General features: G+C 66.5%; 27 protein-coding genes and 2 tRNA genes. 18 read left to right on the top strand and 11 right to left on the bottom strand.

Annotated elements, in window-relative coordinates:
- Positions 1-61 precede the first annotated feature (61 nt).
- Positions 62-138: transfer RNA gene (locus ACWCOP_RS02195), tRNA-Arg, on the top strand.
- Positions 139-420: 282 nt separating this feature from the next.
- Here ACWCOP_RS02195 and ACWCOP_RS02190 read toward each other — a convergent pair.
- Both ACWCOP_RS02190 and ACWCOP_RS02185 read right to left on the bottom strand, forming a co-directional pair.
- A complete protein-coding gene (locus tag ACWCOP_RS02190; protein ID WP_478249586.1) occupies positions 421-1,470 on the bottom strand; it encodes a phytase in 1,050 nt (349 codons plus the stop codon).
- Positions 1,471-1,562: 92 nt separating this feature from the next.
- Positions 1,563-3,860, bottom strand: coding sequence for a TonB-dependent receptor plug domain-containing protein (locus ACWCOP_RS02185; RefSeq protein ID WP_478249585.1), 2,298 nt, complete (start codon positions 3,858-3,860; stop codon positions 1,563-1,565).
- 173 nt (positions 3,861-4,033) lie between these two features.
- Here ACWCOP_RS02185 and ACWCOP_RS02180 point away from each other — a divergent pair, with 173 nt between their 5' ends.
- From ACWCOP_RS02180 to ACWCOP_RS02155, 6 genes are all read left to right on the top strand, one after another.
- Positions 4,034-4,423, top strand: a complete 390-nt coding sequence (locus ACWCOP_RS02180; protein WP_478249584.1) for a hypothetical protein — start codon at positions 4,034-4,036, stop codon at positions 4,421-4,423.
- Between the two features lie 38 nt (positions 4,424-4,461).
- Positions 4,462-5,100 (top strand): hypothetical protein, encoded by a 639-nt coding sequence (locus ACWCOP_RS02175; RefSeq protein WP_478249583.1) that lies wholly within the window; start codon positions 4,462-4,464, stop codon positions 5,098-5,100.
- A 20-nt stretch (positions 5,101-5,120) separates the two neighbouring features.
- On the top strand, positions 5,121-5,567 hold the full coding sequence (locus tag ACWCOP_RS02170; RefSeq protein WP_478249582.1) for a heavy-metal-associated domain-containing protein: 447 nt from the start codon (positions 5,121-5,123) through the stop codon (positions 5,565-5,567).
- Positions 5,568-5,948, top strand: a complete 381-nt coding sequence (locus ACWCOP_RS02165; protein ID WP_478249581.1) for a hypothetical protein — start codon at positions 5,568-5,570, stop codon at positions 5,946-5,948.
- Between the two features lie 146 nt (positions 5,949-6,094).
- Positions 6,095-7,048: an SUMF1/EgtB/PvdO family nonheme iron enzyme gene (locus ACWCOP_RS02160; protein WP_478249580.1), complete on the top strand. Its 954-nt coding sequence runs from the start codon at positions 6,095-6,097 to the stop codon at positions 7,046-7,048.
- A 213-nt stretch (positions 7,049-7,261) separates the two neighbouring features.
- Positions 7,262-8,098 (top strand): thermonuclease family protein, encoded by an 837-nt coding sequence (locus tag ACWCOP_RS02155; protein ID WP_478249579.1) that lies wholly within the window; start codon positions 7,262-7,264, stop codon positions 8,096-8,098.
- A gap of 4 nt (positions 8,099-8,102) precedes the next feature.
- On the opposite strand, the gene ACWCOP_RS02150 is transcribed toward ACWCOP_RS02155, so the two are convergent.
- The 6 genes from ACWCOP_RS02150 to ACWCOP_RS02125 all read right to left on the bottom strand — a co-directional run bounded on the left by ACWCOP_RS02150 (position 8,103) and on the right by ACWCOP_RS02125 (position 13,188).
- On the bottom strand, positions 8,103-8,996 hold the full coding sequence (locus tag ACWCOP_RS02150; RefSeq protein WP_478249578.1) for an RNA polymerase factor sigma-32: 894 nt from the start codon (positions 8,994-8,996) through the stop codon (positions 8,103-8,105).
- 174 nt (positions 8,997-9,170) lie between these two features.
- Positions 9,171-9,689 carry a CarD family transcriptional regulator gene (locus ACWCOP_RS02145; protein ID WP_478249577.1) on the bottom strand — a complete coding sequence of 173 codons (519 nt, stop codon included), beginning with the start codon at positions 9,687-9,689 and terminating at the stop codon, positions 9,171-9,173.
- Positions 9,690-10,027: 338 nt separating this feature from the next.
- Positions 10,028-10,360, bottom strand: a complete 333-nt coding sequence (fdxA, locus tag ACWCOP_RS02140) for a ferredoxin FdxA (RefSeq protein ID WP_478249576.1) — start codon at positions 10,358-10,360, stop codon at positions 10,028-10,030.
- Positions 10,361-10,439: 79 nt separating this feature from the next.
- The gene (locus tag ACWCOP_RS02135) at positions 10,440-10,670 is read right to left on the bottom strand and encodes a hypothetical protein (RefSeq protein ID WP_478249575.1); all 231 of its coding nucleotides are present in this window, start codon (positions 10,668-10,670) and stop codon (positions 10,440-10,442) included.
- Between the two features lie 110 nt (positions 10,671-10,780).
- Positions 10,781-11,374, bottom strand: coding sequence for a DUF924 family protein (locus ACWCOP_RS02130; protein ID WP_478249574.1), 594 nt, complete (start codon positions 11,372-11,374; stop codon positions 10,781-10,783).
- On the bottom strand, positions 11,371-13,188 hold the full coding sequence (locus ACWCOP_RS02125) for a long-chain-acyl-CoA synthetase (protein WP_478249573.1): 1,818 nt from the start codon (positions 13,186-13,188) through the stop codon (positions 11,371-11,373). Before ACWCOP_RS02125 ends, ACWCOP_RS02130 begins: the two co-directional genes overlap by 4 nt.
- A gap of 238 nt (positions 13,189-13,426) precedes the next feature.
- On the opposite strand from ACWCOP_RS02125, the gene ACWCOP_RS02120 reads away from it, so the two are divergent.
- The 3 genes from ACWCOP_RS02120 (at position 13,427) to cydC (ending at position 17,650) form a co-directional block, all read left to right on the top strand.
- Positions 13,427-14,059: a helix-turn-helix transcriptional regulator gene (locus tag ACWCOP_RS02120; RefSeq protein ID WP_478249572.1), complete on the top strand. Its 633-nt coding sequence runs from the start codon at positions 13,427-13,429 to the stop codon at positions 14,057-14,059.
- Positions 14,060-14,219: 160 nt separating this feature from the next.
- A complete protein-coding gene (cydD, locus tag ACWCOP_RS02115; protein ID WP_478249571.1) occupies positions 14,220-15,908 on the top strand; it encodes a thiol reductant ABC exporter subunit CydD in 1,689 nt (562 codons plus the stop codon).
- Positions 15,905-17,650 (top strand): thiol reductant ABC exporter subunit CydC, encoded by a 1,746-nt coding sequence (gene cydC / locus ACWCOP_RS02110; RefSeq protein WP_478249570.1) that lies wholly within the window; start codon positions 15,905-15,907, stop codon positions 17,648-17,650. The genes cydD and cydC overlap by 4 nt, the downstream gene beginning before the upstream one ends.
- On the opposite strand, the gene ACWCOP_RS02105 is transcribed toward cydC, so the two are convergent.
- Together ACWCOP_RS02105 and ACWCOP_RS02100 are read right to left on the bottom strand one after the other, a co-directional pair.
- A complete protein-coding gene (locus tag ACWCOP_RS02105; RefSeq protein WP_478249569.1) occupies positions 17,647-17,865 on the bottom strand; it encodes a hypothetical protein in 219 nt (72 codons plus the stop codon). The genes cydC and ACWCOP_RS02105 overlap by 4 nt on opposite strands.
- A 151-nt stretch (positions 17,866-18,016) precedes the next feature.
- The gene (locus tag ACWCOP_RS02100; RefSeq protein ID WP_478249568.1) at positions 18,017-18,250 is read right to left on the bottom strand and encodes a zinc-finger domain-containing protein; all 234 of its coding nucleotides are present in this window, start codon (positions 18,248-18,250) and stop codon (positions 18,017-18,019) included.
- Between the two features lie 144 nt (positions 18,251-18,394).
- Between ACWCOP_RS02100 and ACWCOP_RS02095 the strand changes: the two genes are divergently transcribed.
- From ACWCOP_RS02095 to ACWCOP_RS02070, 6 genes are all read left to right on the top strand, one after another.
- Positions 18,395-19,360 (top strand): ABC transporter ATP-binding protein, encoded by a 966-nt coding sequence (locus ACWCOP_RS02095; RefSeq protein WP_478249567.1) that lies wholly within the window; start codon positions 18,395-18,397, stop codon positions 19,358-19,360.
- Positions 19,361-19,442: 82 nt separating this feature from the next.
- Positions 19,443-19,751 (top strand): hypothetical protein, encoded by a 309-nt coding sequence (locus ACWCOP_RS02090; RefSeq protein ID WP_478249566.1) that lies wholly within the window; start codon positions 19,443-19,445, stop codon positions 19,749-19,751.
- 222 nt (positions 19,752-19,973) lie between these two features.
- Positions 19,974-20,540 carry a hypothetical protein gene (locus ACWCOP_RS02085; RefSeq protein WP_478249565.1) on the top strand — a complete coding sequence of 189 codons (567 nt, stop codon included), beginning with the start codon at positions 19,974-19,976 and terminating at the stop codon, positions 20,538-20,540.
- Positions 20,537-20,773 carry a helix-turn-helix transcriptional regulator gene (locus ACWCOP_RS02080; protein WP_478249564.1) on the top strand — a complete coding sequence of 79 codons (237 nt, stop codon included), beginning with the start codon at positions 20,537-20,539 and terminating at the stop codon, positions 20,771-20,773. Before ACWCOP_RS02085 ends, ACWCOP_RS02080 begins: the two co-directional genes overlap by 4 nt.
- Before the next feature lie 5 nt (positions 20,774-20,778).
- Entirely contained in the window at positions 20,779-21,279 is a 501-nt protein-coding gene (locus tag ACWCOP_RS02075; RefSeq protein WP_478249563.1) for a hypothetical protein, read from the top strand.
- A 5-nt stretch (positions 21,280-21,284) separates the two neighbouring features.
- Entirely contained in the window at positions 21,285-21,530 is a 246-nt protein-coding gene (locus tag ACWCOP_RS02070) for a hypothetical protein (protein WP_478249562.1), read from the top strand.
- Between the two features lie 60 nt (positions 21,531-21,590).
- Here the strand turns inward: ACWCOP_RS02070 and ACWCOP_RS02065 are convergent, their stop codons facing one another.
- Positions 21,591-22,457 carry an isoaspartyl peptidase/L-asparaginase family protein gene (locus tag ACWCOP_RS02065; RefSeq protein ID WP_478249561.1) on the bottom strand — a complete coding sequence of 289 codons (867 nt, stop codon included), beginning with the start codon at positions 22,455-22,457 and terminating at the stop codon, positions 21,591-21,593.
- A 221-nt stretch (positions 22,458-22,678) separates the two neighbouring features.
- Between ACWCOP_RS02065 and ACWCOP_RS02060 the strand changes: the two genes are divergently transcribed.
- Both ACWCOP_RS02060 and ACWCOP_RS02055 read left to right on the top strand, forming a co-directional pair.
- Positions 22,679-23,725, top strand: a complete 1,047-nt coding sequence (locus ACWCOP_RS02060) for a S8 family serine peptidase (protein WP_478249560.1) — start codon at positions 22,679-22,681, stop codon at positions 23,723-23,725.
- A 107-nt stretch (positions 23,726-23,832) separates the two neighbouring features.
- A tRNA-Leu gene (locus tag ACWCOP_RS02055) sits at positions 23,833-23,919 on the top strand.
- Positions 23,920-24,031 lie beyond the last annotated feature (112 nt).

Genomic DNA, 24,031 nt, shown 5'->3' with positions numbered 1-24,031 from the left:
GCATCGACCGCAGGCTGGGGCTGTGCCTCGGCGCGCCATGCTGGTATGAGCAAAACGGTGTGTCCCCGTAGCTCAGATGGATAGAGCACGGGATTCCTAATCCCGGGGCCACTGGTTCGAATCCAGTCGGGGACACCATTTTTTCTGAGCGCTCGCCTTGCTCGCGTTCGGCCCGGAAGGGCCGGCGGGCGGTCGCCCTTGCGGGCGCTGAAGCGCCCGGATTGCTTTGGCTCGCCTTGCTCGCGTTCGGCCCGGAAGGGCCGGCGGGCGGTCGCCCTTGCGGGCGCTGAAGCGCCCGGATTGCTTTGGCTCGCCTTGCTCGCGTTCGGCCCGGAAGGGCCGGCGGGCGGTCGCCCTTGCGGGCGCTGAAGCGCCCGGGGGTTCTGGAGATTCGTCAGCCCGGCCGCGACCGCGTTCCGCCTAGTCCGCGGGACGTTCCCAGCTTTCAAGGGCGGTGCGAATGGCGCCGAGGTCTGCAATCTTGAAGTTCTGGCCGCCAGTGTCCTCTTCATCGTCCTGAGCGATGAAAATTCCGTCGGGGAAGCCCGGCAGAGCCTGCGCGTGCACCGCGATCCCGTCGGTTTCGGTGGTGCGGTCGATATCGCCGCCATTGATCTCGAACCGGCCGATCAGCGCGCCGGTGTCGAGGGCGTAGACCGCATAGGCGCTGTCGCCCTGGCTGGAGACCACCAATTTGTCGCCGTGCTCTCCATCGCGCCAGATCGCCACGCCCTCGGCGTCGGCGACCAGCGCCTCGCCGTCCACCGGAGCGAACATTTCGCGCGAATCGCCGCCATCGGGCGAGGCGTCATAGGTCCAGACCCCGACATTCTCCTCGGCGATGTAGAGCGTTCCGGTTTCGTCATCGACATCGCAGCCCTCGGTGATGGTCCCGAGCGTAAAGGCGCGCACCTCTTCGGCGCGCATGGCGCCGTCCTCGAAGGTCAGGCGCTGCTGGGAGAGCCGGCCGGTGTCGTCCTCGGTGACGAAGGCGTAAAGCGCGTCGCTCGCCTGATAGAGGCAGAGGCCGTAGGGATCGTCGAAATACAGCGGCAGCACGCCGCCAGGCGCCGGCGCCACCTCGCCGGCGTCTGGATCGATGAAGAACACCGACAGAGCGATATTGGTTCGGTCGCTGGCCACGGCGATGTCCACCGTGCGCCCGCCGGCGTCGAAGCCGGTGCGAATGTCCACATTATTCATGTTGCCGGCCTGCAGGTACTGCGCGATCGAGCCGTCGAGGCGGTAGACATAGAGCCCGCTTTTCTTGTCCGTGCCAAGGATCAGCGAGTTCGCCGCGTCGTCCGCGCGCCACAGCGCCGGATCGTCCGCAGCATCGCCGGCGCCGGCCACCGCCTCGGTCTCCACGCTGGCGGGCACGCTCACCGGCGGAAAGCCCGGCGGCGGAGCCGGCTCGTCGCAGGCGGCGGCGAAAAGCAGAAGGGCGGGAGCAAAGCGGATCGGCGACATGGGCGGAACGTCCTTTTGACAGGCCGGATAAAGGGCGGGCGGCGCACCAAGGCGCGCCGCCCGCCAGGCAATGTAAACGGACCGGAGCGGCCTTAGAAGGCGGCGCGGACCACAAGCTGGAACACCGGACCGGCGGATTCGGTCTCGAGCTCGTACTCGTCGAAATCGCGGGCGATTTGATCGGCCTGATTGTCGAACTTGTTGAACACCTCGTCCTTGGAGGCGTCCAGCAGGTTCTGGCCCACAAGGCGCACGGTCAGGCGGTCGTTGAAGCTCTTCTCCACGAAGATCTCCAGATCGGCGCCGTAGCTCGTGAAGACCTCTTCGGCCACCACGCGCTCGAACGCATCGCCCTGTTCGCGGTAGGTGACGCCGAAGGCGGCGTCAAATTGCGGCAGGGACTGGATGAAGCCCACGTTAAACACATAATCCGATTGGCTGTTGAAGCGGCGGTCGCCGAGGAAATCGGTGACCTCGGAGTCCAGCCAGGAATAGTTGGCGAACACGCCGGTGTTCTCCAGTCCGATCGTCGCCAACGAGGTGGAGAGATCGAACTCGATCCCGTAGACGTCGCCGTCGCCCACGTTCTGCGGCTGATACACGAAGGTTCCAGGGCCTTCAGAGCCCTCAATTCCGGTATTGGCCAGCTCGATCAGCTCCTCCACGGCCCGGTAGAAAACGTTGACGCCGAACACGCCGGTGGTTCCAAGGCGACGCTCATAACCCAGATCGAGGCCCCAGGCGCGTTCCGGGTTGAGGTTCGGATTGCCCAGGAAATCGTCGTCTTCGATCTCCTCTTCCAGAAGGGCCGGATTGAGGTTGGTGAAGCTCGGCCGGCGCACGGTGCGAGCGACCGAGGCGTAGACCCGGTCCACGTCGGTCAGCTCGTAGCGCAGGTGCGCGCTGGGCAGCAGGAAGGAGAAATTGTTCTCCACCGTCTGCGGCGTCACCGAGTCGGTGATGTCGGCATAGGTGTTCTCATATCGCAGGCCGGCCTCCCAGGAGAGCGGGCCGTCCTCGCCGTTGAACACGAAATACGCATCAAGGCGCTGTTCTTCGATGGTGGAGATCGAACCGTCAAAGCTGTCCACGTCCGGGGTGGAGGTGCGAAGATCGAACGGCGATTGGGAGAACTGGTTCCAGCCTCCGGCGAAGGCGACGTCCTGATCGCCGGCGAGGATTTCCGTGTCGCGCTGCTTGTTCTGGGCGTACAGGCCCATCTCGAACTCGACGCCCGAACGGAGTTCCCAGGTCTGGCTGATCTCGAAGGTCAGTTCCTGGTCCTCGACGCTGGTCAGTTCGCGCTCCTGACCGATCTCGCCGTCCTCGAAATCGATCTCGTCCTCATTATTGGTGTTTTCGCCGTCAAAGATCGAGAAGCCGAGGCGCACATCCAGCTCGCCGCCGAAGGCCGGCGTCTCGTACTCGGTGTCGATCGTGTAGTTGATCTGCTCGATCTGCTGGAGCTGCTGGTTGTCGGTCAGCAGGGCGCCGCCCGGAACCGGTCCACTGATCGCGGTGGGGTCGTCATACTCGAAGGAGCGCTCGGCTTCCTCGCGGTCGGTATAGGTCAGATAGCCGCCGATTTCGAACTCGGCGCCGTTGGCCAGATCCACCGTGTAGCGGCCGTTGAACGAATAGTCGGTGCCGTCGCGCGTATCGGTCTGGTCTTCGCGATTGTCGAACTCGGTCGTGGCGTAGTTCGGATCGTTCTCCGGGCTGTCGCCGTAGCGCAGGGAGAATTTCTCCTTCGGGTTATAACGGCCCTGCAGGTTCGCGCCGAGCAGGATCCGGCCCGCGCCCAGCTCGCCGCCGTACACCGCGCCCAGCGACGGCTTCACTTCACCGTCGTCGAAGCGCAGGGCGCCGGCGCGCACATAGCCGCCGTCCAGGTCATAGCCGTCGCGCAGCACGATGTTCAGGGCGCCCGCCACCGCGTCGCCGGTACGGCGCGCCGAGGAGGAGCGCACGATCTCGACGCGCTCGATGAGTTCGGCCGGGATGCGGTCCATGAAGAAGGAGCGGTCGCTTTCCCCGCCGGGCACGCGCTCGCCGTCGATGAGGATCTGGGTGTAGGACGGAGACAGGCCGCGGAAGCGCGGGCCGTCGCTTTCCAGCACATCGGAGAGGAAGGTCACCGACGGCACGCGGCGCAGGGCGTCGCCGGCGGTCAGCGGTTCAAAGCGCTGGAAATACTCACTGTCATACTCAAGGACCGGCTCGGTCTCGTCGGAGCGGTTGCGGAAGCGGATGGCCTGGCCCAGCACCACGATGGTGTCGGCGGTGGCGATCGTGTCGTCGTCTTCGGGCTCCTGGGCGGCGGCGAGCGGCGCGCTGGCGATCACGGCGACTGCGGCGGCGCCGACGAGCAGAAAATCTTTGAATGACATGAGAGCCCCCTTTGGCTGTTATCAGCCCGGGGATACTCTTCAAGCGTGACGAAGCCGCGAAGCCTGCGTGACGGATGGGTGAAGCGCCTGGCCGCACACCAGACCCGTCCCCGCCCGGACACAGGACGATGCGGTGCTGGCGAGCAACGATGAGATCGGGTATGTCTTAAATCGTGAACTGGTTGCTTTCCATCCTGGCCGTCCTGGTCCTCGTCGAGGCCGGGATAGGTGTCTGCCCGTCCGCCCATGCGGCCGCGCCCTTCGCCATGACTGATGACGAGCCGGCCATGGCGCAATCAGCGCACGCGGGTCATTCGAGCGCCCCCATGCAATCGGGTGAGCCCTGCGCCGATCATGAGCCGACCCTTATCTCCCAGGATCAGGCCTGCTGTGACGGCGGCGCCGCGTGCGGCGACTGCGCACTTCTCAGCGTGATCTTCGCGGACACGTCAGGCCAGCTCGCTATGGAGCGGCCCGCGCTCGTGCGGGTGTTCGCGCCGGTCACCGCCCCGCAACCGCCTTTCACCTTCGAGCCTCCGCCTCCGAGATCCGCGCGCGCCTGACATCGCCCGCGTAAATTTCTCGAAGCGAAGGACTTCCCATGCGCACATTCGCGCTGGCCGCGTCATGCGCCCTTCTGGGCGTCGCGGCGGCCGACGCCCGTCCGGTCTCATATGAGGGCGGCTGGACGGTGATCGGCGAAAGCGACCGCGAAAGCACGTCGCTGCTCACCCACTACACCCCCCACCATGAATGGTCGGTGGGCCTGAAGGCTGAATGGATGCGCGATAGCGACGTCCTGTTCACCGGCGTTCAGGCGACCCACCTGGTCAAGCGCTGGTTCGCGCCTGACAGCCAGGCCAATCTCTACGCCTTCGCCGGCGCCGGGATCGCGGAAGGCATCGACGCCAATCGAATGGACGCCGAAGCCGCCGGCCTTGTGGGCGTCATGGCCGACTGGGAAACCCGGCGCTGGTTCGTCTCCTACGAGGCGCGCGCCGCCGATTTCGGTTCCGGGGTCGACGCCATGCAGGCCGCCCGTGTGGGCGTCGCGCCCTATGTGGGTGATTTCGGCGATCTGCACACCTGGCTGATGCTTGAAATCGACCAGCGCCCCGAGCGTGACGAGCCGGTCACGGTGACCCCGCTCGTGCGCTTTTTCAAAGGCTCGTTCCTGCTCGAGCTCGGCTACACGCCCGCCGTCAACGAGCCCTACGCCAGCTTCACCTACCGCTTCTAGCTCTTAAAGGAGAGCCCATCATGATCCGTATGCTTTTCACCGCCTCCGCCCTCGCCCCGGCCCTCGCCTTCGCCGGGTTCAGCGCAGTCCACGCCCAGCCCGCCGGCCATGACGGCCACGGCGATTCCCATGGCCAGCAACACGGCCAAGATCAGGGGGACGATCACGCCCACCAGGGCGAAACCCTGCAGCCGACCCTGCACGAAGACATCGAGGCGGCGCTGGCCGCAGGCGGCTCTCTGGTGGTCGCCGAGGTCAACGGCATGGTCTGTGATTTCTGCGCCACCGCCATGACCCGCACCTTCGGGCGCCGCGACGAGATCGGCGCGGTTCATGTGGACCTCGACACCAAGACGCTGCAGCTGGTGATCCGCGAGGGTCTGGCCATGGACGACGCCACGATCACCGATCTGGTGACGCGGTCGGGCTATCAGCTCGCCTCGATCCGCCGCGGCACGGGGGCGTAGATGCGTCTCGCAATCCGCGAAACCGCCGCGCCGGCCCTGGCCCTCTTCGCCAGCGCCTCGACGCTGATCTGCTGCGCCCTGCCGGCGCTGCTGGTCACCATCGGGGCCGGAGCGGTGATGGCGGGACTCGCCAGCACGGTACCGGGCCTCGTGTTCCTCTCCGCCCACAAGAGCTGGGTGTTCACCCTGGCCGGGCTGATGCTGGCCGGCGCCTGGTACGCCCGCTGGGCCACCCGCAACGCCCCCTGCCCGGCCGATCCGGAAAAGGCGAAAGCCTGCGCCCGGATGCGGACCTTTGGCGGGGCGGTGCTGTGGTTCGCCTCGATCCTACTGGCGGTGGGGGCGTTCTTCGCCTTCTTCGCCGCAGACCTGCTGCTCTAGACGGCCCACCGCGTCGACGCCGTACGCCCTGTGGCGGCGTGCGTGCGGCGCGGATACAATCGCCCGGCGGCGAGGCCGGTCCTGACAAACCTCGCCAACACCGTCGCTGCAGCCGGCTGGAGACCGCTTTGAAATCGAATTGTCTGATGGGGAGACTCAGCCCGGCGCTTCTGGCGGCCGCCATGCTTGCCGGATGCAGCGCAGAGGACGCCGCCAGAAGCGACACCGGACGCAGCGTGGGCGGCGCGGAAATCGCCGCGTGCCTGGCGCCGGCGCCGGACGCCGTACAGATCAGCGCGGGCGCCTATGGAATCGGCGCCAATCCGCGCAATCGCGAGGAAGGCCCGCCGCGCACGGTGGAGACGCCGGGCTTCACCATGGACGCCGCTGAGGTCACCAACGCCCAGTTCGCCCGCTTCGTGGCGGAGACGGGCTATGTAACCGTGGCTGAACGCACGCCCGCCCCGGCCGATCACCCCGGCATCGATCCAAGCCTGCTCGTGCCGGGCTCGGCGGTGTTCGGCGTCGATCCGGCGCGTGGCGGCTTCTGGTGGAGTTTTGTTCCCGGCGCGTCCTGGAAAGCGCCCCACGGGCCGGGCAGCGATATTGACGGGCTCGGCCCCCTGCCGGTGGTTCATGTGGCCTATGAGGACGCCGCCGCCTACGCCGGCTGGGCCGGCGGGCGGCTGCCGCTGGAAGCCGAGTGGGAAATCGCGGCGCGGGGCGGCCTTGAGGGCGCGGAGTTTGTCTGGGGCGATGACTTTCGCCCCGACGGGACCTGGCGGGCGAACACCTGGCAGGGACCCTTCCCGGTGATCGATACCGGCGATGACGGATATCAGGGCCTGGCGCCGGTGGGCTGTTACGAGCCAAACGGCTACGGGCTCTACGATATGGCCGGCAATGTCTGGGAGTGGACGTCGAGCCCGTTCGACGCGTCGCAGGCCACCGGCACGATCCGTGGCGGATCCTTTCTGTGCGCGCCAAACTATTGCGCCCGCTTTCGCCCTGCCGCCCGCCAGCCCCAGGAATGGGATTTCTCGGCCAGCCATGTGGGCTTTCGCGTCGTCTACGACACCCGTAGACGCCGCTTGCGTTGATCGCGCCGGTCTCTGCTTGCTCCCGGCCGAGACAACACCCTGCCCGCGATGACGTGACTGACCCGAACGCAACCCCCTGACCGCCGGACGCCGCCGCGGGGGTTCAAAAGGCGAGTCTGGCGGTTGCAGGAGACGCCGTTAAGATAGCGCGGACACACCCTGATCTGCAATCCGGGCGTGTTCGCGCCACGATGTGAGGCAGGACAGGACGCTTTGGCCGGACAGCTCGATACAGACAGCCATGGCCTGGCGCGCTTGAAGCCGCTGGTGATCGCCGCGCTGGCTCTGGCCTGCGCCTGCTCGCCGCGCGCCGCCGAGCCGCAAATCGAGGCTCGGGCCGAGCAGGTCTGGTCGGGCCACGCCTTTGAGATTGAAACCGCCGACGGCGGGCGCGAAAGCGTGGTGCTCGCCGGCGTCAGCGCGCCCAATGGCGAGCTTTATCCGGCGGCCATGGACGCGGCGCGGCAGGCGCTCACGGCACGGCTTGAGGCCGGTGGGGCCTCGGTGGGCCTGACAGCCGTCGCCGAGCCGGAGCGTGATCGTTATGACCGGCTCATCGCCACGGCGGAGACCCTGGACGGTGATCTCGCCGAGGCTCTGGTGCGGGGCGGCCATCTCATGGTGTGGCCGCGCGCCGGTGAAAGTCTGGATTTCACCGCCCTTTACACCGCCGAGGCCGCAGCGCGCGCGGAAAACTCCGGCGCGTGGAGCAGCGGCGCGTTTTCGGTTCTGGGGCCGGATCCCAACGCACTGTCCCAGCGCCTGGACGGGCCGGTGATCGTGGAGGGCCGGGTCGTGGACACCGGCGAAGCGCGCGACCGGCGCGTCTTCGTCAATTTCGGCCTGGACTGGCGCAGCGATTTCACCGCCACGGCGGATCGGCGTTCCCGCGAGGTGTTCTCAGAAGCCGGTATCGATCTCATGGCGCTGGAAGGCGCGCAGATCCGGGTGCGCGGCTGGCTCTACGAAACCAACGGGCCGGCGGTGAGTCTCACCCATCCGGCCCAACTGGAGATCGTCGACGCGCCGCAGGCCCGCACGCTGCGGTGAACGCCTAGAGTTTCGGGATCAGCCCGGACTCTTCAGGGTCGCCGACGGCCTCGGTGAGGGCCTTTTTCAGCTTGCCCAGCGCCTGATGCTCAATCTGGCGGACGCGCTCCTTGGAGATGCCAAGGTGTTCGCCGAGCTTCTCCAGCGTCACCGAGTCCTCGCGCAGGCGGCGCTCACGAATGATCAGTTGCTCGCGGTCGGTGAGCGCCTGCATCGCGTCACCCAGCCATTCGGTGCGCTTGGACGTGTCGCGCTCGCCCATCACCACGCTTTCTGGGTCCGGGTTCTCGTCAGCAAGCAGATCCTGCCATTCGCCGTCGCCGTCCTCGGTGAAGGGCGCGTTGAGCGAGCGGTCGACAGCCGCGAGGCGCGAGGCCATCTGCTCCACATCATCTTCGCCCACACGCAGAGCCGACGCCACATAGGCGCGGTTCTCAGGGCTTAACGCGCCTGATCCCACATCTTTGATGAGGGCGCGCAGGCGCCGAAGATTGAAGAAGAGCGATTTCTGCGCCGCCGTCGTGCCGGTGCGCACGATGGACCAGTTGCGCAGCACATAGTCCTGGATCGCCGAGCGGATCCACCAGCTGGCGTAGGTGGAGAACCGCACGCCGCGTTCCGGCTCGAAACGCGCGGCGGCCTGCATCAGGCCGATATTGCCTTCGCTGACAAGATCGGGAAACGGCAGGCCGTAATGGCGAAACTTCGCCGCCACTGCGACCACGAGGCGCATATAGGCGGTGGTCAGCTCGTGGAGAGCCTTTTCATCGCCCTTTTCGCGCCACGCGGTGGCGAGTTCCAGCTCATGGTCACGCTCCAGCAAGGGGGCGTCCATCGCCCGCTTCATGAAGCGGCGATCGGGGTCGGCGGTGCGGGCGGGCGCGGTGCGTACGGCCATGAGCGACTCTCTTTGGATGTCTGCGCTGTTTTGGGAGTGTTTACGCACCGGCGTCCGATCCGGTTCACACCGTCGCCGCATTTTGTTCATCCCACGGTCAGAACGCCGCCATGAAAAAGCCCCGCCCGGCACGGCCGGACGGGGCTGATCAGACAGTGACGAAGCGCGTGCGGGTTAAGCCGCTTTCTTCGTCAGCGTTGTGGTCAGCATCTCGAGCGCCTTGTCGCGGTCGAGCTTCTCCACCGCGGCGACTTCGCGCACCATGCGGTCCAGCGCGGATTCATACAGCTGGCGCTCCGAGTAGGACGGCTCGGGCTGATCTTCCTGGCGGTGCAGATCGCGCACGACCTCCGCGATGGAGATCAGGTCGCCGGAATTGATCTTGGCTTCGTACTCCTGGGCGCGGCGCGACCACATGGTGCGCTTGACCTTGGGCTTGCCCTTCAGCGTGTTCAGGGCGTCCTTGAGAATCTTGTCGCTCGCCAACGGACGCATGCCGGCCGATTCCGCCTTGGCGGTCGGGACGCGCAGCGTCATCTTGTCCTGCTCGAAGGAGACGACATAGACCTCGATATCGAAGCCCGCGACGGTCTCTTTCTCCACACCGGTCACCCGGCCCACACCGTGAGCGGGATAGACGATGTGATCGCCTTTTTTGAATGACTTGTTATCGTTGGCGGTTTTCTTGGTCATGGATGCTCTCTTGTTATCGACCGCGGGCGCGACGCCCGGGCGAGCCTGTCCGATGCGCGCCGCACAGATCAAACGCACGAGCCCACATGGATCCAGACACGCAAAGCACCCGCACCGATCCATTCGAAGTCGGCGAAGCGGATGCTTTGTCAGTGGGTCAGATCAAGGTGTTCCTGCGTCCTGAGCTTTACGGTCAACGCATAACCGAAGACAGTAAGCTATCACAAAATTTGCCAAAAAGCAATTTGCTGCGTGGGCGAAGACTGTCCGGGCCCGGAGCGGCCTTAAGAAAAGCTTAACATCCTGTGAATGCTGCAATTCCAGCGGCGCCGAGGTCCCTAGCCCGGCTGCGGAGAGAAATATTTCTCCAGCTTTCCGGTCTCGGTCTCGAACTGCTCCGCGTCGGCGGGCGCATCCTTCTTAACCGTGATATTGGGCCATTTGGAAGCGTATTCCGAGTTCAGCGCCAGCCACTTGCCGTCCTTGTCGTCCTCGGTGTCCGGCTTGATGGCCTCCACCGGGCATTCCGGCTCGCACACGCCGCAATCGATGCACTCGTCGGGATGAATGACGAGCATGTTCTCGCCCTCATAGAAGCAGTCCACGGGACACACTTCCACGCAGTCGGTGAACTTGCAGCGTATGCAGGCGTCGGTGACGATGTAGGTCATCGAAAGGGCGACCTCGGATCATTACAGGAGGGGGCGGATTTGGCCGCTGGGGCGACGTTTGTCAATGCGACCGGCGCGCCTAATGCACGCTGACCCCGACGCCCCGCTCGATCCGGCCGCTGAGCGCGTCCTCGATCTCGCTGCGCAGAGCCCGCCAGGCGTCCGCGCTATCGCGCTCGCCCTTCTCGTCCATCTCCCACACCGCCTGGTCGGCATAGCCCAGCGCTTTGGCGCCGTGACGGTCCACAAGCGTGAAGGCGATGAGGCGAATATCGTCAGGCGTGATGCGCGAGGCGCGGGCGGCGGGCATGTCAGGTCCTCTCAGACAGAAATAGAACCTGCTCAGAGCAAGCTCCGGACCAAGAGCAAACCATTTGATATCAATGACTTGATATCAAATGCAGGCGGCGCGTACTGCCGTCAGGACGATTTTGCCGGGCGTTTCGCGCCGGGCGCATAGCCGCCGCCGCTCAGAAACTCGATCTCCGCCGCGGTGCTCGCCCGGCCAAGCGCCTCATTGCGGTGGGGAAAGCGTCCAAACCGTATGATCAGCTCGCGATGGGCGCGCGCATGGCCGGCGGTGCCGCTGTCGGCGCCCAGACGCTCCTCGCACAGCGCGACGCATAGGGCCTGATCCTCGAGATCCTCGCTGTGCATCAGCGGCATGTAGACGAAGGCGCGCCGGTCCTCGGCAAGCGCCCAGTCAAAGCCGCCCGCGAGCATTTCGGCGGCCGCCTGGCGCGCCAGCGGATCGAGACTGAAAGCGGCGTTGGAGCCGCGCCAGACATTGCGCGGCGCCTGATCGGTGAGGATGAGCAGCGCCAGAGCGCTGTCCGGCTCCACCAGCCAGGGATGGCCCGCCACCGTGGAGAGCCGCCGCAGCGCGTGACACGCCGGGCCGAAGCGGCGGCGCATCTCGGCGTCGAAAACCGGATCAACGCTGAACCATCGTTTCGGTCCCGCTCGCTCGAACCAGAACTCGAGGACGGATTCAGGATCGGGCGGCCGGCTCAAACCCGCTTCTCGCCGGACAGGATTTGCGCACGCAGCTCCGGCGTCAGCTCCACATAGGCGCCGGCGTCCGGATCATCGAGATAGAGCGGCTCGCTCACCTTCTCGGGATCCCAGCCTTCCTTCACAAGATCGGTCTTCTTCAGCTTGAAGGTGCCGGTGGTGTGCTCGCTGGGCGCATCGGTGTGCAGGCGCAGAAAAAGCGGGCGCGCAAAATGCGGCAACTCGCGGTGCACGTGGGCGCGCAAGGCCTTAAGGTCCAGCACCGCCTCGTCCACGATCAGGGCGGCCATGCCGGCCTTGCCCGAATAATCGCCGACCTCCACGCCGTAGATATTGGCCTGGATGACGCCGTCGAAGACGCCCAGCGCCTCGGCCACCTCGTTGGTGGAGACGTTCTCCGACTTCCAGCGGAAGGTGTCGCCGATCCGGTCGACGAAGTAGAAATACCCCTGGGCGTCGCGCTTCATCAGGTCGCCGGTGCGAAAATACACGTCGCCGTCTGCGAACACGCCAGTAAGGATCTTCTTCTTGGTCGCCTCTTCATCCTGATAACCGTCGAAGCGATAGCGCGCGTCATCGGTGCGGATCTCGCCGATGGCTTCGCCGACCTCGCCGGGCTTGCACTCGATACAGCGGCCCTTGTCGTCGCGCAGCACTTCTTCCTTCTCGGTGTCGAAGGCCACCAGCTTGATGTTGAAGCGCTTGGCCAGGTGCGGCGGCACGCGGCCGATGGCGCCGGGCTTTGAATCCAGATTGATCAGGCCGACATTGCCCTCGGTGGCGCCGTAGAACTCGATGATCTTTTCAATGCCGGACCGCTCGGCGAATCGCGGCCAGACATCGGGGCGCAGCCCGTTGCCGATGGCGGCGCGGATCTTGTGCTTCTTCTCGTTCGGATCGGGGTCGGCGGCCACCAAAAAGCGGCACAATTCGCCCACATACATGAACATGGTCGCCCCGGTCTCCACCGAGTCCGCCCAGAAGCGCGATGCCGAAAACCGCCGGCGCACGATGAGCGTGCCGCCGAACGACAGCGCGGCGCCGACCCCGCACAGCCCGCCGGTGGCGTGGTAGAGCGGCAGCACCATCATCATCTTGTCGGTCTTGTCGGCGTGGGCGGCGACGCCGAACACCTGCAGATAGTAGAGCGCGCGTGTATGAGCGACGATCGCCGCCTTGGGCAGGCCCGTGGTGCCGGAGGTGTACATCTTCATGCACGCGTCCTTGGCGCGCAGATGCTCACGTTTCCCACGCCCAGGACGCTTGGCCGAGGCTTCCATCAGCGCGGCGTCGAAATCGCGCACGTCTGGAATATCGGCCTGGACGCCATCGGTGATCCAGACCTGGACGCCGTCCTTGATCTGGCCCAGCGCACTGGAATAGTCGGCGGCCAGCTCGCCCTCGACGATGGCGTGGCGCGCTTCGGCGATATTTACTGTGTGGGCCAGCGACTGGCCGGTGATCTGATTGTTCACCAGGGCGGCGAGCACACCCACCTTCGACAGGCCGAACCAGGTGGCCACATACTCCCAGCGATTGCCCATGTAGAGCACCACCGTGTCGCCGGGCTCGATTCCCTGATCGACCGCCCAGTTGGCGATTCGATTCGCATGGTCGTCGAACGCCTTGTAACTGACCGCCTCGTTTTCTTCGGTGAGGAAGGCCGTACGCTTTTTGTAGGCGTCGACGCTGCGCTCCAGAAGGTCAGGGGTCAGATCAGCCGAATCCGGCGTGATCTGTTTCAGCTTGCCCAGAAGCCTTGCAAGCTCGGTGGTGTAAAACACTTCGCGCTTGATCGCCCGAAACAGCCCCATTTGCGTATTCCTCCCTCATCTCACGCCTTGTTCGACGGTTTCCGGCGACACTACGGACCGGGCTTGCAGGGTCAAGGAACGCCCGCTGCTCGGTCTGCGTTTCGACCAGGTGCAGCGCTTCTTGCAGCCGATTCACCGGTTTTGGTTCGCTTGGGCAAATTTTGAAGTGACATTTTCAGTTGCCCCCAAAACCCAAGTGCTGATGGTGTGCGGCCCCAGCAGTCAGAGTGAACGAAACATGGAATGGGGTGAAGAGCTTAAAGCTTTCCGCCAACGCAGCGGACTGAAGCAGGAATCGGCCGCCCACCTCCTCGGGGTCAGCCAGGCCTATGTCTCGCGCCTTGAGAACGGCGCCGCCACACCCTCCGCCGAACTGGCGGCACGCCTGAGCCGCCTGCTCACCGAACCGGCGCACCGGCCGCTTTATGATCATGTGCGCGCCCTGGTGACCTACTCGCCGTATTTCGTGTCGCTGATCAGCGCGCGCAACGGCCATGTGTTGGTCGAGGCCGCCAGCCGCGCCCTCACCGCGCAGCCGCCTTTAAAGGGACTGCAGGTGGGCGACGTCCTGAACATTGATCTGGGCGGTGAGGCCAACGGCATCCTCAATGGCCTGATCGAGACCGGCGCGTTTTCCGGCGAAGTCGCTTTCGCCGAAGTGGTCTGGACCTGGCCTGGCGCCGGATCGGACGCCCCCAGCCACTGGAAAACCATCCAGGTGCCGCTGCGCAAGGATGGAGGCGACTGGGTGCTGCACGCCAGCAATATCGAGATCAGCGAGGCGGAAAAAGCCCAGCTCATCAGGGACTGGGGCGGCAAGCAGATGCGCACCGTCAGCTTTGATGAAGCGCCCGCACCGCCGCTGATCTAGACGTCGCGCCCGCCGTTAATGAACTTACACCCCGGCGCGTCGCTCCGGGGTGTTTGTCTGCGACACCAGGTCAAAGCCGTCCCGCCGCTGCTGCCGGAAAGCTGCGCGATGAGACGAGGCGCCGCAGACAAGACGGGGGTAAACCGTGTATGCGGACGCAATGACGACGCCCGCCACCTCCAATCCCACCGCGAAAGACGCGTCCAAAGCCGCCAAGGCCCGCCTCGCCAGCCTTCTGAAAGACTGGGGGAAAGCGGGCGTGCGTGCAGAGCGCGGCGCCAGCGCGCTCGGGGTCCTGCAAGCGGTCTTTTTCATCGCCTTCGCCTGGGGCGCGGCCGGCGCCGTAGGCGCGCTGGTAAACAGCGAGACGCCCTGGCCGCACCTGGTGCTCGCCCTCATTGGCGCGGGCCTTCGCGCCGCCGCGCAGGCCGGCGAGACGCGGCTGGGCTTTGAGGCAGGGGCCCTGGTGCGCGGCCATGTGCGCCGCACCGCCGCCGAGCGCCTGGCGCGGCGCGGACCCGCCCTGTCAGAGCGCTCCGACAGCGGCGAAACCGCAAGCGCATTGATCGACGCGGTGGAGAAGCTCGACGGTTATTTTGCGCGCTACCGCCCGCTCATGCCGGTGGTGCTGGTTGCGCCGTTGATCATGCTGGCGGCGGCCTATTCCCAGTCCTGGGTGGTGGGCACCATCTTTCTGGTGAGCGCGCCGGCGCTGATCTTCTTCACCGCCCTTGTGGGCGCGGGCGCAGCCGCCGCCAGCCGCAACCAGCTGGCGACGCTGCGCCGGCTGGCGGGCCGGTTCAACGACCGGCTCCAGGCGCTGGAGACCCTGAACGCCTTTAACGCCGCGGGCCGCGAACGCGACGGCTTGGCCCACGCCAGCGAGGATTTTCGTAAAGGCACCATGAAGGTTTTGGCGCTGGCTTTTCTATCCTCGGCGGTCCTTGAGCTTTTCTCCGCCCTCGCGGTGGCGGGCACGGCGATCTATGTGGGATTTTCGCTGCTGGGGGCGCTGCCGTTCGATCCCGGCGAGACGCTGGATATCCGCACCGGTTTGTTCCTGCTGATCCTCGCGCCGGAATACTACGTGCCCCTTCGGCGAATGTCGGCGGCCTATCACGATCAGGCCGACGCCGAAGCCGGCGCCGAAGCTCTTGCGCCTTTCTTCGAGGGGGAGGCGCGCGAAGGCCCCGCCGCCAAACCGCTGAGCGCGGCGCCCCATGTGCGCTTCATCGACGCCGGCGCTGTCTACGCCGACGGACGGCGCGGTCTTGAAGGGCTCGATTTCGCAGCTGAAGCCGGCCAGATCACCGCGCTCTGGGGCGCCTCGGGCGCGGGCAAGTCCACCGCGCTCAAATTGTTGATGGGCTACGCCCCGCTCACCGACGGGACCATCGAGATCGACGGGCAGGCCCTCACCGCGCCGCTGATCGGACAGGCCGCCTGGATCGCCCAGCGCAGCCGCACCTTCCATGGCTCGCTGAAAGACAACATCACCCTGTTCGACGATACGATTCCCGCCGAGACCGTCCAGGCCGCCGCCGAAGCCGCGGGCGTGATGGATTTCGCCGCCAGCCTGCCCGACGGCCTCGACACGGCGCTGGGCGAGCGCGGCCACGGCGTGTCGGGCGGTCAGGCCCAGCGCGTCGCCCTGGCGCGCGCTCTGGCGGTGGACATGAAGCTTCTGCTGCTGGACGAGCCCACCGCCCATCTGGACGGCGAGGCCGAGGGCCGCTTTCTGGACGCGCTGAAACACGCCGCAAAGGGCCGCACCGTGATCATCGCCACCCACAGCCCGGCCGTGCGCCGCATCTGCGACGCGGTGGTGGAGATGGAGCAACATCCGTGAGCGATCTTCGCTTCTTCCTGGCCCTGGCCCATCCCGACCGCTGGTGGCTTCGACTGGGCGCGGCGCTGGCTGCGCTTACGCTTCTGTCCGGGATCGGGCTCCTGTCTCTTTCGGGCTGGTTCATCACCGCCAGTGCGGCCGCCGGGCTCGTCGCGGCGGGGCGCGGCTTCAACGCCCTGTCCGCCTCCGGCGGTGTGCGCGCCTTTGCGGTGACCCGCACGGTGGGCCGCTACGCCGAGCGCATGGCCACCCACGAAGCCACGTTCCGGGTTCTCTCCCGCTTGCGCCTGTGGGTGTTCGATCAGGCCGCGCCCCTGGCGCCGGGCCGATTGTCCCAGATGCGCAGCGGCGACGTTTTAAGCCGCGTCACCCAGGATGTGGACGCGCTGGACAATCTTTATCTGCGCGTGGTCACGCCCATGTTCGCCGCCGCCTGCGGCGCGCTGGCCGCAGCCATCATCCTGGCGGTGTTCGCTCCCGCCGCCCTCTTGCCGGTGCTGGCGACCTTCATCCTGGCCAGCATCGTCCTGCCGCTGGTCGCTGCAAGACGCGGCGCGGCGGATGGCCGAATCGCGGTGCAGGAGTCGGCTATGGCGCGCGCCGAGGCCGGCGATCTCGCCGGCGGCCTGGCCGAGCTGAAAGCCTATGGCGGGGATGCCCGCGTGATCGAGCGCCTGGACCAGGCGAGCCGGGGATGGATCGGCGCCCAGCGCAGCCTGGCGCGCCTGTCGCTTCTGAACGCAGCGCTGTTATCGCTGGCGGCGCCGGCGACCTTCGTGATCGGATTCGGCTCGGCGACCATTTCCGGCGCGCCCCCGGCGCTGGCGGCGCTGGCGGGCTTCATCGCCTTCGCGTTGTTCGAGGCCGCCGCCCCGCTGGTCACCGCCGCTGAGCAGTATGGGCGCACCTTGAGCGCGGCCCGGCGCCTGCGCGAGTTATCCGAAATCACGCCCGCGATCACCGAACCGGCGAACCCGGCCGAGAGTCCCATCGGCAGCGGCGTGACCCTCACCGATGTCTGCTTCACCTATCCCGGCGCGCCGGAAGCGGCGCTGAACCGCGTCTCGCTCGACCTACCCGAGGGCGGCCGGCTGGCGCTGGTGGGCGCGTCTGGCTCGGGCAAGTCCAGCCTGATCAAGCTCTTGATGCGCTTTTATCAGGCCGAGACCGGCGAGATCACGCTGGGCGGCGCGCCGATCTCCACCCTGAGCGCCAGCGATGTGCGGGCAAGGTTCGCCCTGGTGGATCAACGCGCCGAGCTCCTGTCGACCACCGTGCGCGAGAATCTGCGCCTCGCCGATCCGGGCGCCGGCGAGGACCGGATCTGGGCGGCGTTGGAGCGAGCGCGCGCCGCCGATTTCGTGCGCGCCATGCCCGAGGGGCTCGAAACATGGATCGGCGAGCAGGGCGGGCTGGTTTCCGGCGGCCAGGCCCGGCGCATCGCGCTTGCGCGCGCCTTCCTGAAAGGCGCGCCGGTGCTTCTGCTGGACGAACCCACCGAGGGCCTGGACGAAGACACCGAGCGGGAGTTTCTCGACGCGCTGGACGCCTGGCTGGACGAGGACACACGGCGCTCGGTGCTCATCGTCACCCACCGGGCGAGCCTGTTGGAGCGGGCCCGCACCGGTGTCTTGCTGGAACGCGGCCGGGTCGCAGAGGCCGGGCCGGTGTCAGCGCTCGCCGGCGCCGGCGGCGCCTTCGACCGCCTGTTTCCCGCCTTCCACAAGGACGGCGCGGCCTAAGTCCAGAACCGCCACCACGGATCATCCTCGGGCTGATGAATGCCGAGCCACTCGCGCACCTGCGCGATGACCGGATCAAGGCGCTCCCAGACCGGCAGATGCTGCTGGATGAACGCGTCTCCGCCCGGCCAGGCGACAGACACGATGAACGCACTGGCCAGCACCGTCACCAGGATGGTCAGAATCGGTTTGAAGATGTCCCCGATGAACTTCATAGGCCCCTCCTTTTGCAAGGTATGGAGCGAACTCTAGGGCAAAACCGGCTGAACCGCGCGTGAATTGCGATAGGCCCTACCCGTGACAGCGCCGCCTGACAGGCGGCGCGCGAGGGCGAGCCTTATAAATGAGGAAATGTGAGCCGGCGCCTCAGGCGCCGGGATCTTGCCTGGAGCCCTTCAGCACGAAGCGGCGATCGCAATAGCCGCATTCGACAAAGCCCTGCTCGCCCATGTCGTAATAGGTGCGCGGATGGCCCAGCGCACCGCCGCCGCCGTCGCACATGACGCGCGGGCGCTCGGTGACGACGACTTCGGGGGGCGGAAAACCGGTGTCGCCGGCTGCGGCGGCGCGGGCTTCGTTTTCAGGATCGGTGCGGCTCATGGACGGGCTCCGGATGGTTCGCGCGCACGGGGCGTGGACGCCTGCGCGCGTCGCCTATAGGGTCCGGCTCGTCTCTAGGCGCGCCGGACGGCAACGTCAATCGCGCGCCGCCCCACGGCTCATCACACTAAGGCCCACACCGCCATGACAGACCGCCGCACGCCGAAATACGCGCTTGAAGCCCGCCGGCTTCAGAAGACCTATCCGGCGCGCAAGACAAGCCCAGCCAAACAGGCGCTCAAGGGCGTCGACCTCGCCGTGCCCACCGGCTCGATCTTCGGGCTGCTAGGCCCCAATGGCGCAGGCAAATCCACCTTCATCAACATCTTCGCCGGGCTTGTGACCAAGACCGCGGGAACCGCCGAGATCTGGGGCGTGGACATCGACAAGAAGCCCCGCGAAGCCCGCGCCGGCATCGGCGTGGTGCCCCAGGAGCTGAACATGGACGTGTTCTTCACGCCCCATGAAACGCTGGAGCAGATGGCCGGCTTTTACGGCGTGCCCCGATCGGAACGGCGCACCGACGAAATCCTTGAGGCGGTGGGCCTGTCCGACAAGCGCGACGCCTATGTGCGCCAGCTGTCCGGCGGCATGAAGCGCCGCCTGCTGGTGGCCAAGGCGCTGGTTCATAATCCGCCGGTTCTGGTCCTCGACGAGCCCACCGCAGGCGTTGATATCGAGCTGCGCCGCCAGATGTGGGAGTACGTGCTCAGGCTCAATCGTCAGGGCGTGACCATTGTTCTCACCACCCACTATCTGGAAGAGGCCCAGGAGCTGTGCGACCAGATCGCCATCGTCAATCATGGCGAGGTCGTCGCGTGCGAGCCCAAGGAGACGCTCCTTAAGCGCCTGGACAAGAAGACGCTGGTGATCGTGCCCGCCGAACCGCTCAGCGCCGTTCCAGCGGGTTTCGAGGCCCAGAACGCGGTGATCCGTGAGGACGGCGCCCTGGCTGTCACCTATCGCTTCGGCGAAGCCTCGGTGGCCCGGATGATCGAGACCTACCACGCCTCCGGCGCAAAGATCGCCGACCTGAGGACCGAGGAGGCTGATCTGGAAGACGTCTTCCTGGCGCTCACCTATGGCGCGGACGAAAAGGCGGCCGGCTAGAGCGCGCCTGCGACGCGACGCTTTCGCCTGATCGCTTCATAAAAGGGACCCGCCGGGCCAGGTATTGCGTTAAGCTGTTCAGATGACCCGTATCCTTGCCCGCATCCTCGCCTTCATCCTTGCCGTGACGTTTCTTGGCGTGGCGCTTGTGGTGATCGTCAATCTGCGCCCCCAAGGCGTGGGCGGCTATGTGCTGATCGCAGTCCTCCTGGCGCTCGCCTTCTTTCTGCCGGTGGCGATCTACAGGGCGATGATGGGCAAATGGGCCCGCGACCACCGACCCGACGAGACCCGCGTCGGCGCAGGGCTCGCCATGGGCACGGCGATTGATCCGGCTCGGCGCCGCCGCGACGAAGACACCGGCGGCGACGATGCCGATCTGATCGGCTAGCGCCCGCCTGATCGACGGCCGCCATCGCCTCACCTCTAATCATCGTCAGCCATGCGTCGCCCAGAGCGGAGCCGCATCCGAGCGGTCATGCTCACCTGTGGGCTGAGGCCACACATCACACATCACACATGAAATATTGTACATATACAACATTTCGATTGACGTATGGTCGTCTCTCGGGCAAAACGCTGCTCGAAATGAAGTAGCAAAGCGGGTCCGATCATGTCGTCATCCTCCCTCGCAGCGCCCAGCCGGGCGAATTTGTGGACCGGTCGAGGGTTCACGCTTGTGGTTTTTGGTCTGGCCGGCGCGGGATTTGTCCTGACTCTGCGCGCGGACGCAGGCGGCGAGGCGGACCTCACCGCAGCGGGCTGGGCGTTTGCGCTCGCCAGCCTGGTCTACGGGCTTGGTGCGACGGCGCTGTTCATCCGCGGCGACTACATATTGCGCATGTTCGGCTGCGCCTGGCCGCTCCTGCTCGCCCCGGCGGATGAATTTCAGAAGGTTCAGCGCCAGCGCGCCTTCTCCTTCACCTTCATCGTATTCCTGTCGGCGTTCTCGCTGTTTATCGGCGCCCATGCCGGAGCCATGATTTCGCAGGCGTTCGGCGCCGAAACCGTCACGGGACTCTTGCCTACGGACGCCTGGGGCATCCTGGCGTTCCTCGCCCTCGTATTCTTTACACTGACTCTCCTGCCCCAGGCCTATCTGGCCTGGACGCTGACCCCCCTCGACCCGCTTGAGGATGATGCGCACAGCCCCGAACATGGCCCGGAGCGCACCGCGTGAGCGTAAAGATCCACAATCGCATCCCGCTTTTGCGGGCCGAGCGCGGCCTGTCGCGCAAGGCGCTCGCCGACACGATCGGGGTGAATTACCAGACCATCGGCTATCTGGAACGCGGCGACTACAACCCGTCGCTGGAGCTGGCCCTGCGCCTGGCCGAGCATTTCTCCGTTCCGGTTGAGCAGATCTTCTCCCTGGAGCCCTTCCCGTCCCTGTTCGCCGGCAAAGGAGGCTGACGCCCATGTCGTTTTATTATCGAAAAGCCGGAGAGCCGGCGCATATGAGCCGCGTGATGATGCGCGGGCTCACCGGGTTCGCGCTTCTGGCCTATCCGGCCGGCGCGATCCTTCAGCTGGTCATGCCCGATGCGCCCGAGCCGGGGCTTTTCCTTGCAGAGATCGCCGGCCTCGGACTGATCGTCCTGGCGCTTGTTGCGCTGGCGCTGATCGCGCCGTCCTCTCTGCAGCGCATCGTCGGAGAGCAGACCAAACATCTAGACGAATTCGAGCTGGAATTGCGCCGCCGCGCCAATGCGCTCGCCTACCAGATCTTCTCGGTGCTCACACTCCTCGCCCTGTTCTATTTCGGCGTGGCGTCGGATTCAGAGCGGCTGAACCTGTGGATGCCCAGCGGGTTCGATCACTGGAACGCGATCATGTGGGGCGCGATCCTCTACGCCTTTGTCCTGCCCACCGCCGTGCTCGCCTGGATCGCTCCGGCGCCCGTGGCGGAGGAGGCCTGAGCGCAATGGCCGATATCTGGAGCGAGTACTGGTGGGCGATCCTTCTGATCGGCTTCGCCCTGGCGGGCGGGATCAGCTGGGCCCGCCCCGGGACGCGCAAGCGGACGAAAGCCGCCTCCGGCGACGACGGCGGTGTGACGCTCACGGTGGGTTCCACCGGAGGGCCCCGGACGGTCAAGGACCAACCGGACGCTTCAGATGGATCGGACGGGTCTGGCGGCGGCGACGGCGGCGGTGGCGGCGGCGACTAGAGTCTTGATCCGTCGATTTTTTGAGCGCGATCCCGGGTCCCGTTCTTACTGAGAGGGCTCTCAGCGCACCGCCGTCTCGATGCGGCCGTCGGCGTGGACGATGGCGCGCTTCATGCCCGGGGAGTTGAACCGCGCGCAGGCCTGGCCCGAGGCGTCCACGGCGATGATCCCCCCCTCTCCGCCGAGCGCCGCCACGTCGTCCAGCGCCCCGGCGACGGCGGAGTCCAGCGTCTCACCGGCGTAGCGCATGCGGGCGGAGACATCGGCGGCGGCGTTGGCGCGCATGAAATACTCGCCCTGGCCGGTGCAGCTCACCGCCGCACGCCCGTCCGCCCAGGTGCCCGCGCCGATGATCGGCGTATCGCCCACCCGGCCCCACACCTTGTTCAGCGTACCCCCGGTGGAGGTCGCCGCCGCCAGCCGGCCTGAAGCGTCCAGCGCCACCGCGCCCACTGTGCCGGTGGGAATGGCGCGATCGTCCGGCGCCGCCGCCGGAACGTAATAGGCCGGCGCGTCGTCCACCGTTTGAAGGCCCTGCTCGCGCGCGAAATGCGCGGCGCCCGCACCGGCCAGCAGCACATGGGGCGTCTCGTCCATGACGCGCCGCGCGGCCGTCACAGGGCTGATGAAGCCCTCCAGCGCGCTCACCGCCCCGGCGTCGCGGGTGGACCCGTCCATGATCGCGGCGTCCAGCTCATAGCGCCCGGCCTTGTTGGGGCTCGCCCCCTTGCCGGCCACGTAGAGACCCGAGGCCTCCATCTCGCGCACCGCCTCGCAGATCACGTCCAGCGCGCTCGCCCCGCCGCGCAGGGCGTCGCGCGCGGCTTCGGCGACCCTCGCCATATGCGCCAGTTCGGCGTCATAATCGCGCGCGGCGAGGACGCCGGCGCCGCCATGGAGGATGAAGACAGGGCGAATATCGGGCATGGGGCTCTCTTTCACTGCTCGCGCGCCTTATGACGCGTTCGCCGCGCCGGCGCCACCGCAGCGGCGCCAGGGGGCGCCCGGTGGCCCGGCCGGCAAGATCCACCGATCGCGTCCGGATCTCGCCTTGACGAATTTTAACTTTTTGGTTGCCCGCAGCGACGGCATCGTCCTTGGCGGCTGGGCGCGTTCAGGCGCCCGTAACAACGATGCCGGGACGCGCCATGTTGAAGACGCTGATCAAAGAAGGACTCTCAAGGCGAGAATTGCTTATCGCGGCGGCCGCGCTTTCGGCCGGCGGCTGCGAGGTCGATGAAGAGCTGCTTGAGGGCTTCCAGGCCGCAAATCCATCCGGGGGATTTGCGCCGGAACTGGCCGGCGTGGCCGGTGAGAGCTGGCTGGAGACCGCACTGTCAGGACGCGGTGTCAGGATCGGCGTCATCGACGCCGGGTTCGGCGGCTTTGACAGCAACCCGTTCACGCGCGGGCTTCAGGTCGAGGAGACGCGCAGCTTCGTCCCCATCGAGTCGGACACGTTTTTCGGCGACCCCGACGATCATGGCGTCAGCGTCACGCAATATATCGGGGGCCGATCCGACGACCGGGTCAGAGGGCTCGCCCCTGAGGCGGCGTACCTGCTGGCCAAGGGAGAAGACCAGCAGAGCGAACGGCGATCCGACGAGTTGGGTGTGATGAACGCTTTGGACTGGCTCGCCGCACATGACGTGAAGCTGATCAACATAGCCCTGGGGTACACCCGCTTTGAGGACGCTGAACCCTACTCGCCCGATTCCATGGATGGGCGGACGGCTGAGGTGACGCGCCGCGTAACGGCGATGCTTGAGGCCGACCCGGCGCTGATCATTGTCGCCAGCGCTGGCAATCAGGGGCGGTCAGACTGGCGGGTGGTGACGGCGCCTGGTGACGCGGAGCATGCGATCACCGTGGGAAGCGCGCAGCACGGCGGTGCGGCGCGCCGCCCAACCAGCGGCGTCGGAAATCCGCAAGCAGACTTCATCAAGCCTGATTTCGTCATTTCCTCGGGGCGCGGCGCCAGTTCGGTGGCGACCGGCGTGGTTACCGGACTGGTCGCCTGCCTGCGCCAGGCCTTCCCGGACGCCTCACGCGATCAAATCCGGGCGGCGCTCCGGTTCGCCGGATCAAATCGCGCCGCACCTAATCGGGAGATCGGATACGGCGTGCCCGACGGCGCACGGGCGCTGGCCCATTTGTCGGAGCATGTGGAGCCGCGTCCGGCCGGTTCGCAGTAACCAATGGGCGCTCGGCTTGCGCAGGCCGAACGGGTCAGCGCCCAAGGCTGGGATATGAACCGCCCCCTTCCGTCCGCGCCCGCTTTGGGCCATAGAGAAATCGTCACGCGGGCGTGGCGGAATTGGTAGACGCAGGGGACTCAAAATCCCCCGGTGTAACAACCTTGTCGGTTCGAGTCCGACCGCCCGTACCATTTTTTTCTGATCCGCCTTCGCGTCCGCTTTGTCGGTTCCGCGACGGCGCGAGCGGGCGGTCGCCCTTTCGAGCCAGTCCGGTTCGAGGCGGGGCCGGCGCGGCCTCGTCGC

It is taken from the genome of Apolloniradiicaulis salifontis (assembly GCF_053756655.1).
Note: the sequence above shows the minus strand (reverse complement) of the source record. Positions and strands in the feature narration are given on the sequence as shown.

Coding starts and splice junctions, on each gene's coding strand:
- fdxA (WP_478249576.1), bottom strand. CDS start 10,360: ATGACCTACATCGTCACCGACGCCTGCATACGCTGCAAGTTCACCGAC.
- ACWCOP_RS02070 (WP_478249562.1), top strand. CDS start 21,285: ATGGCCGATATCTGGAGCGAGTACTGGTGGGCGATCCTTCTGATCGGC.
- ACWCOP_RS02120 (WP_478249572.1), top strand. CDS start 13,427: ATGGAATGGGGTGAAGAGCTTAAAGCTTTCCGCCAACGCAGCGGACTG.
- ACWCOP_RS02190 (WP_478249586.1), bottom strand. CDS start 1,470: ATGTCGCCGATCCGCTTTGCTCCCGCCCTTCTGCTTTTCGCCGCCGCC.
- ACWCOP_RS02150 (WP_478249578.1), bottom strand. CDS start 8,996: ATGGCCGTACGCACCGCGCCCGCCCGCACCGCCGACCCCGATCGCCGC.
- ACWCOP_RS02075 (WP_478249563.1), top strand. CDS start 20,779: ATGTCGTTTTATTATCGAAAAGCCGGAGAGCCGGCGCATATGAGCCGC.
- ACWCOP_RS02165 (WP_478249581.1), top strand. CDS start 5,568: ATGCGTCTCGCAATCCGCGAAACCGCCGCGCCGGCCCTGGCCCTCTTC.
- ACWCOP_RS02060 (WP_478249560.1), top strand. CDS start 22,679: ATGTTGAAGACGCTGATCAAAGAAGGACTCTCAAGGCGAGAATTGCTT.
- ACWCOP_RS02135 (WP_478249575.1), bottom strand. CDS start 10,670: ATGCCCGCCGCCCGCGCCTCGCGCATCACGCCTGACGATATTCGCCTC.
- ACWCOP_RS02170 (WP_478249582.1), top strand. CDS start 5,121: ATGATCCGTATGCTTTTCACCGCCTCCGCCCTCGCCCCGGCCCTCGCC.
- ACWCOP_RS02160 (WP_478249580.1), top strand. CDS start 6,095: ATGGGGAGACTCAGCCCGGCGCTTCTGGCGGCCGCCATGCTTGCCGGA.
- ACWCOP_RS02090 (WP_478249566.1), top strand. CDS start 19,443: ATGACCCGTATCCTTGCCCGCATCCTCGCCTTCATCCTTGCCGTGACG.
- ACWCOP_RS02105 (WP_478249569.1), bottom strand. CDS start 17,865: ATGAAGTTCATCGGGGACATCTTCAAACCGATTCTGACCATCCTGGTG.
- ACWCOP_RS02065 (WP_478249561.1), bottom strand. CDS start 22,457: ATGCCCGATATTCGCCCTGTCTTCATCCTCCATGGCGGCGCCGGCGTC.
- ACWCOP_RS02095 (WP_478249567.1), top strand. CDS start 18,395: ATGACAGACCGCCGCACGCCGAAATACGCGCTTGAAGCCCGCCGGCTT.
- ACWCOP_RS02185 (WP_478249585.1), bottom strand. CDS start 3,860: ATGTCATTCAAAGATTTTCTGCTCGTCGGCGCCGCCGCAGTCGCCGTG.
- ACWCOP_RS02085 (WP_478249565.1), top strand. CDS start 19,974: ATGTCGTCATCCTCCCTCGCAGCGCCCAGCCGGGCGAATTTGTGGACC.
- ACWCOP_RS02175 (WP_478249583.1), top strand. CDS start 4,462: ATGCGCACATTCGCGCTGGCCGCGTCATGCGCCCTTCTGGGCGTCGCG.
- cydD (WP_478249571.1), top strand. CDS start 14,220: ATGACGACGCCCGCCACCTCCAATCCCACCGCGAAAGACGCGTCCAAA.
- ACWCOP_RS02125 (WP_478249573.1), bottom strand. CDS start 13,188: ATGGGGCTGTTTCGGGCGATCAAGCGCGAAGTGTTTTACACCACCGAG.
- ACWCOP_RS02145 (WP_478249577.1), bottom strand. CDS start 9,689: ATGACCAAGAAAACCGCCAACGATAACAAGTCATTCAAAAAAGGCGAT.
- ACWCOP_RS02100 (WP_478249568.1), bottom strand. CDS start 18,250: ATGAGCCGCACCGATCCTGAAAACGAAGCCCGCGCCGCCGCAGCCGGC.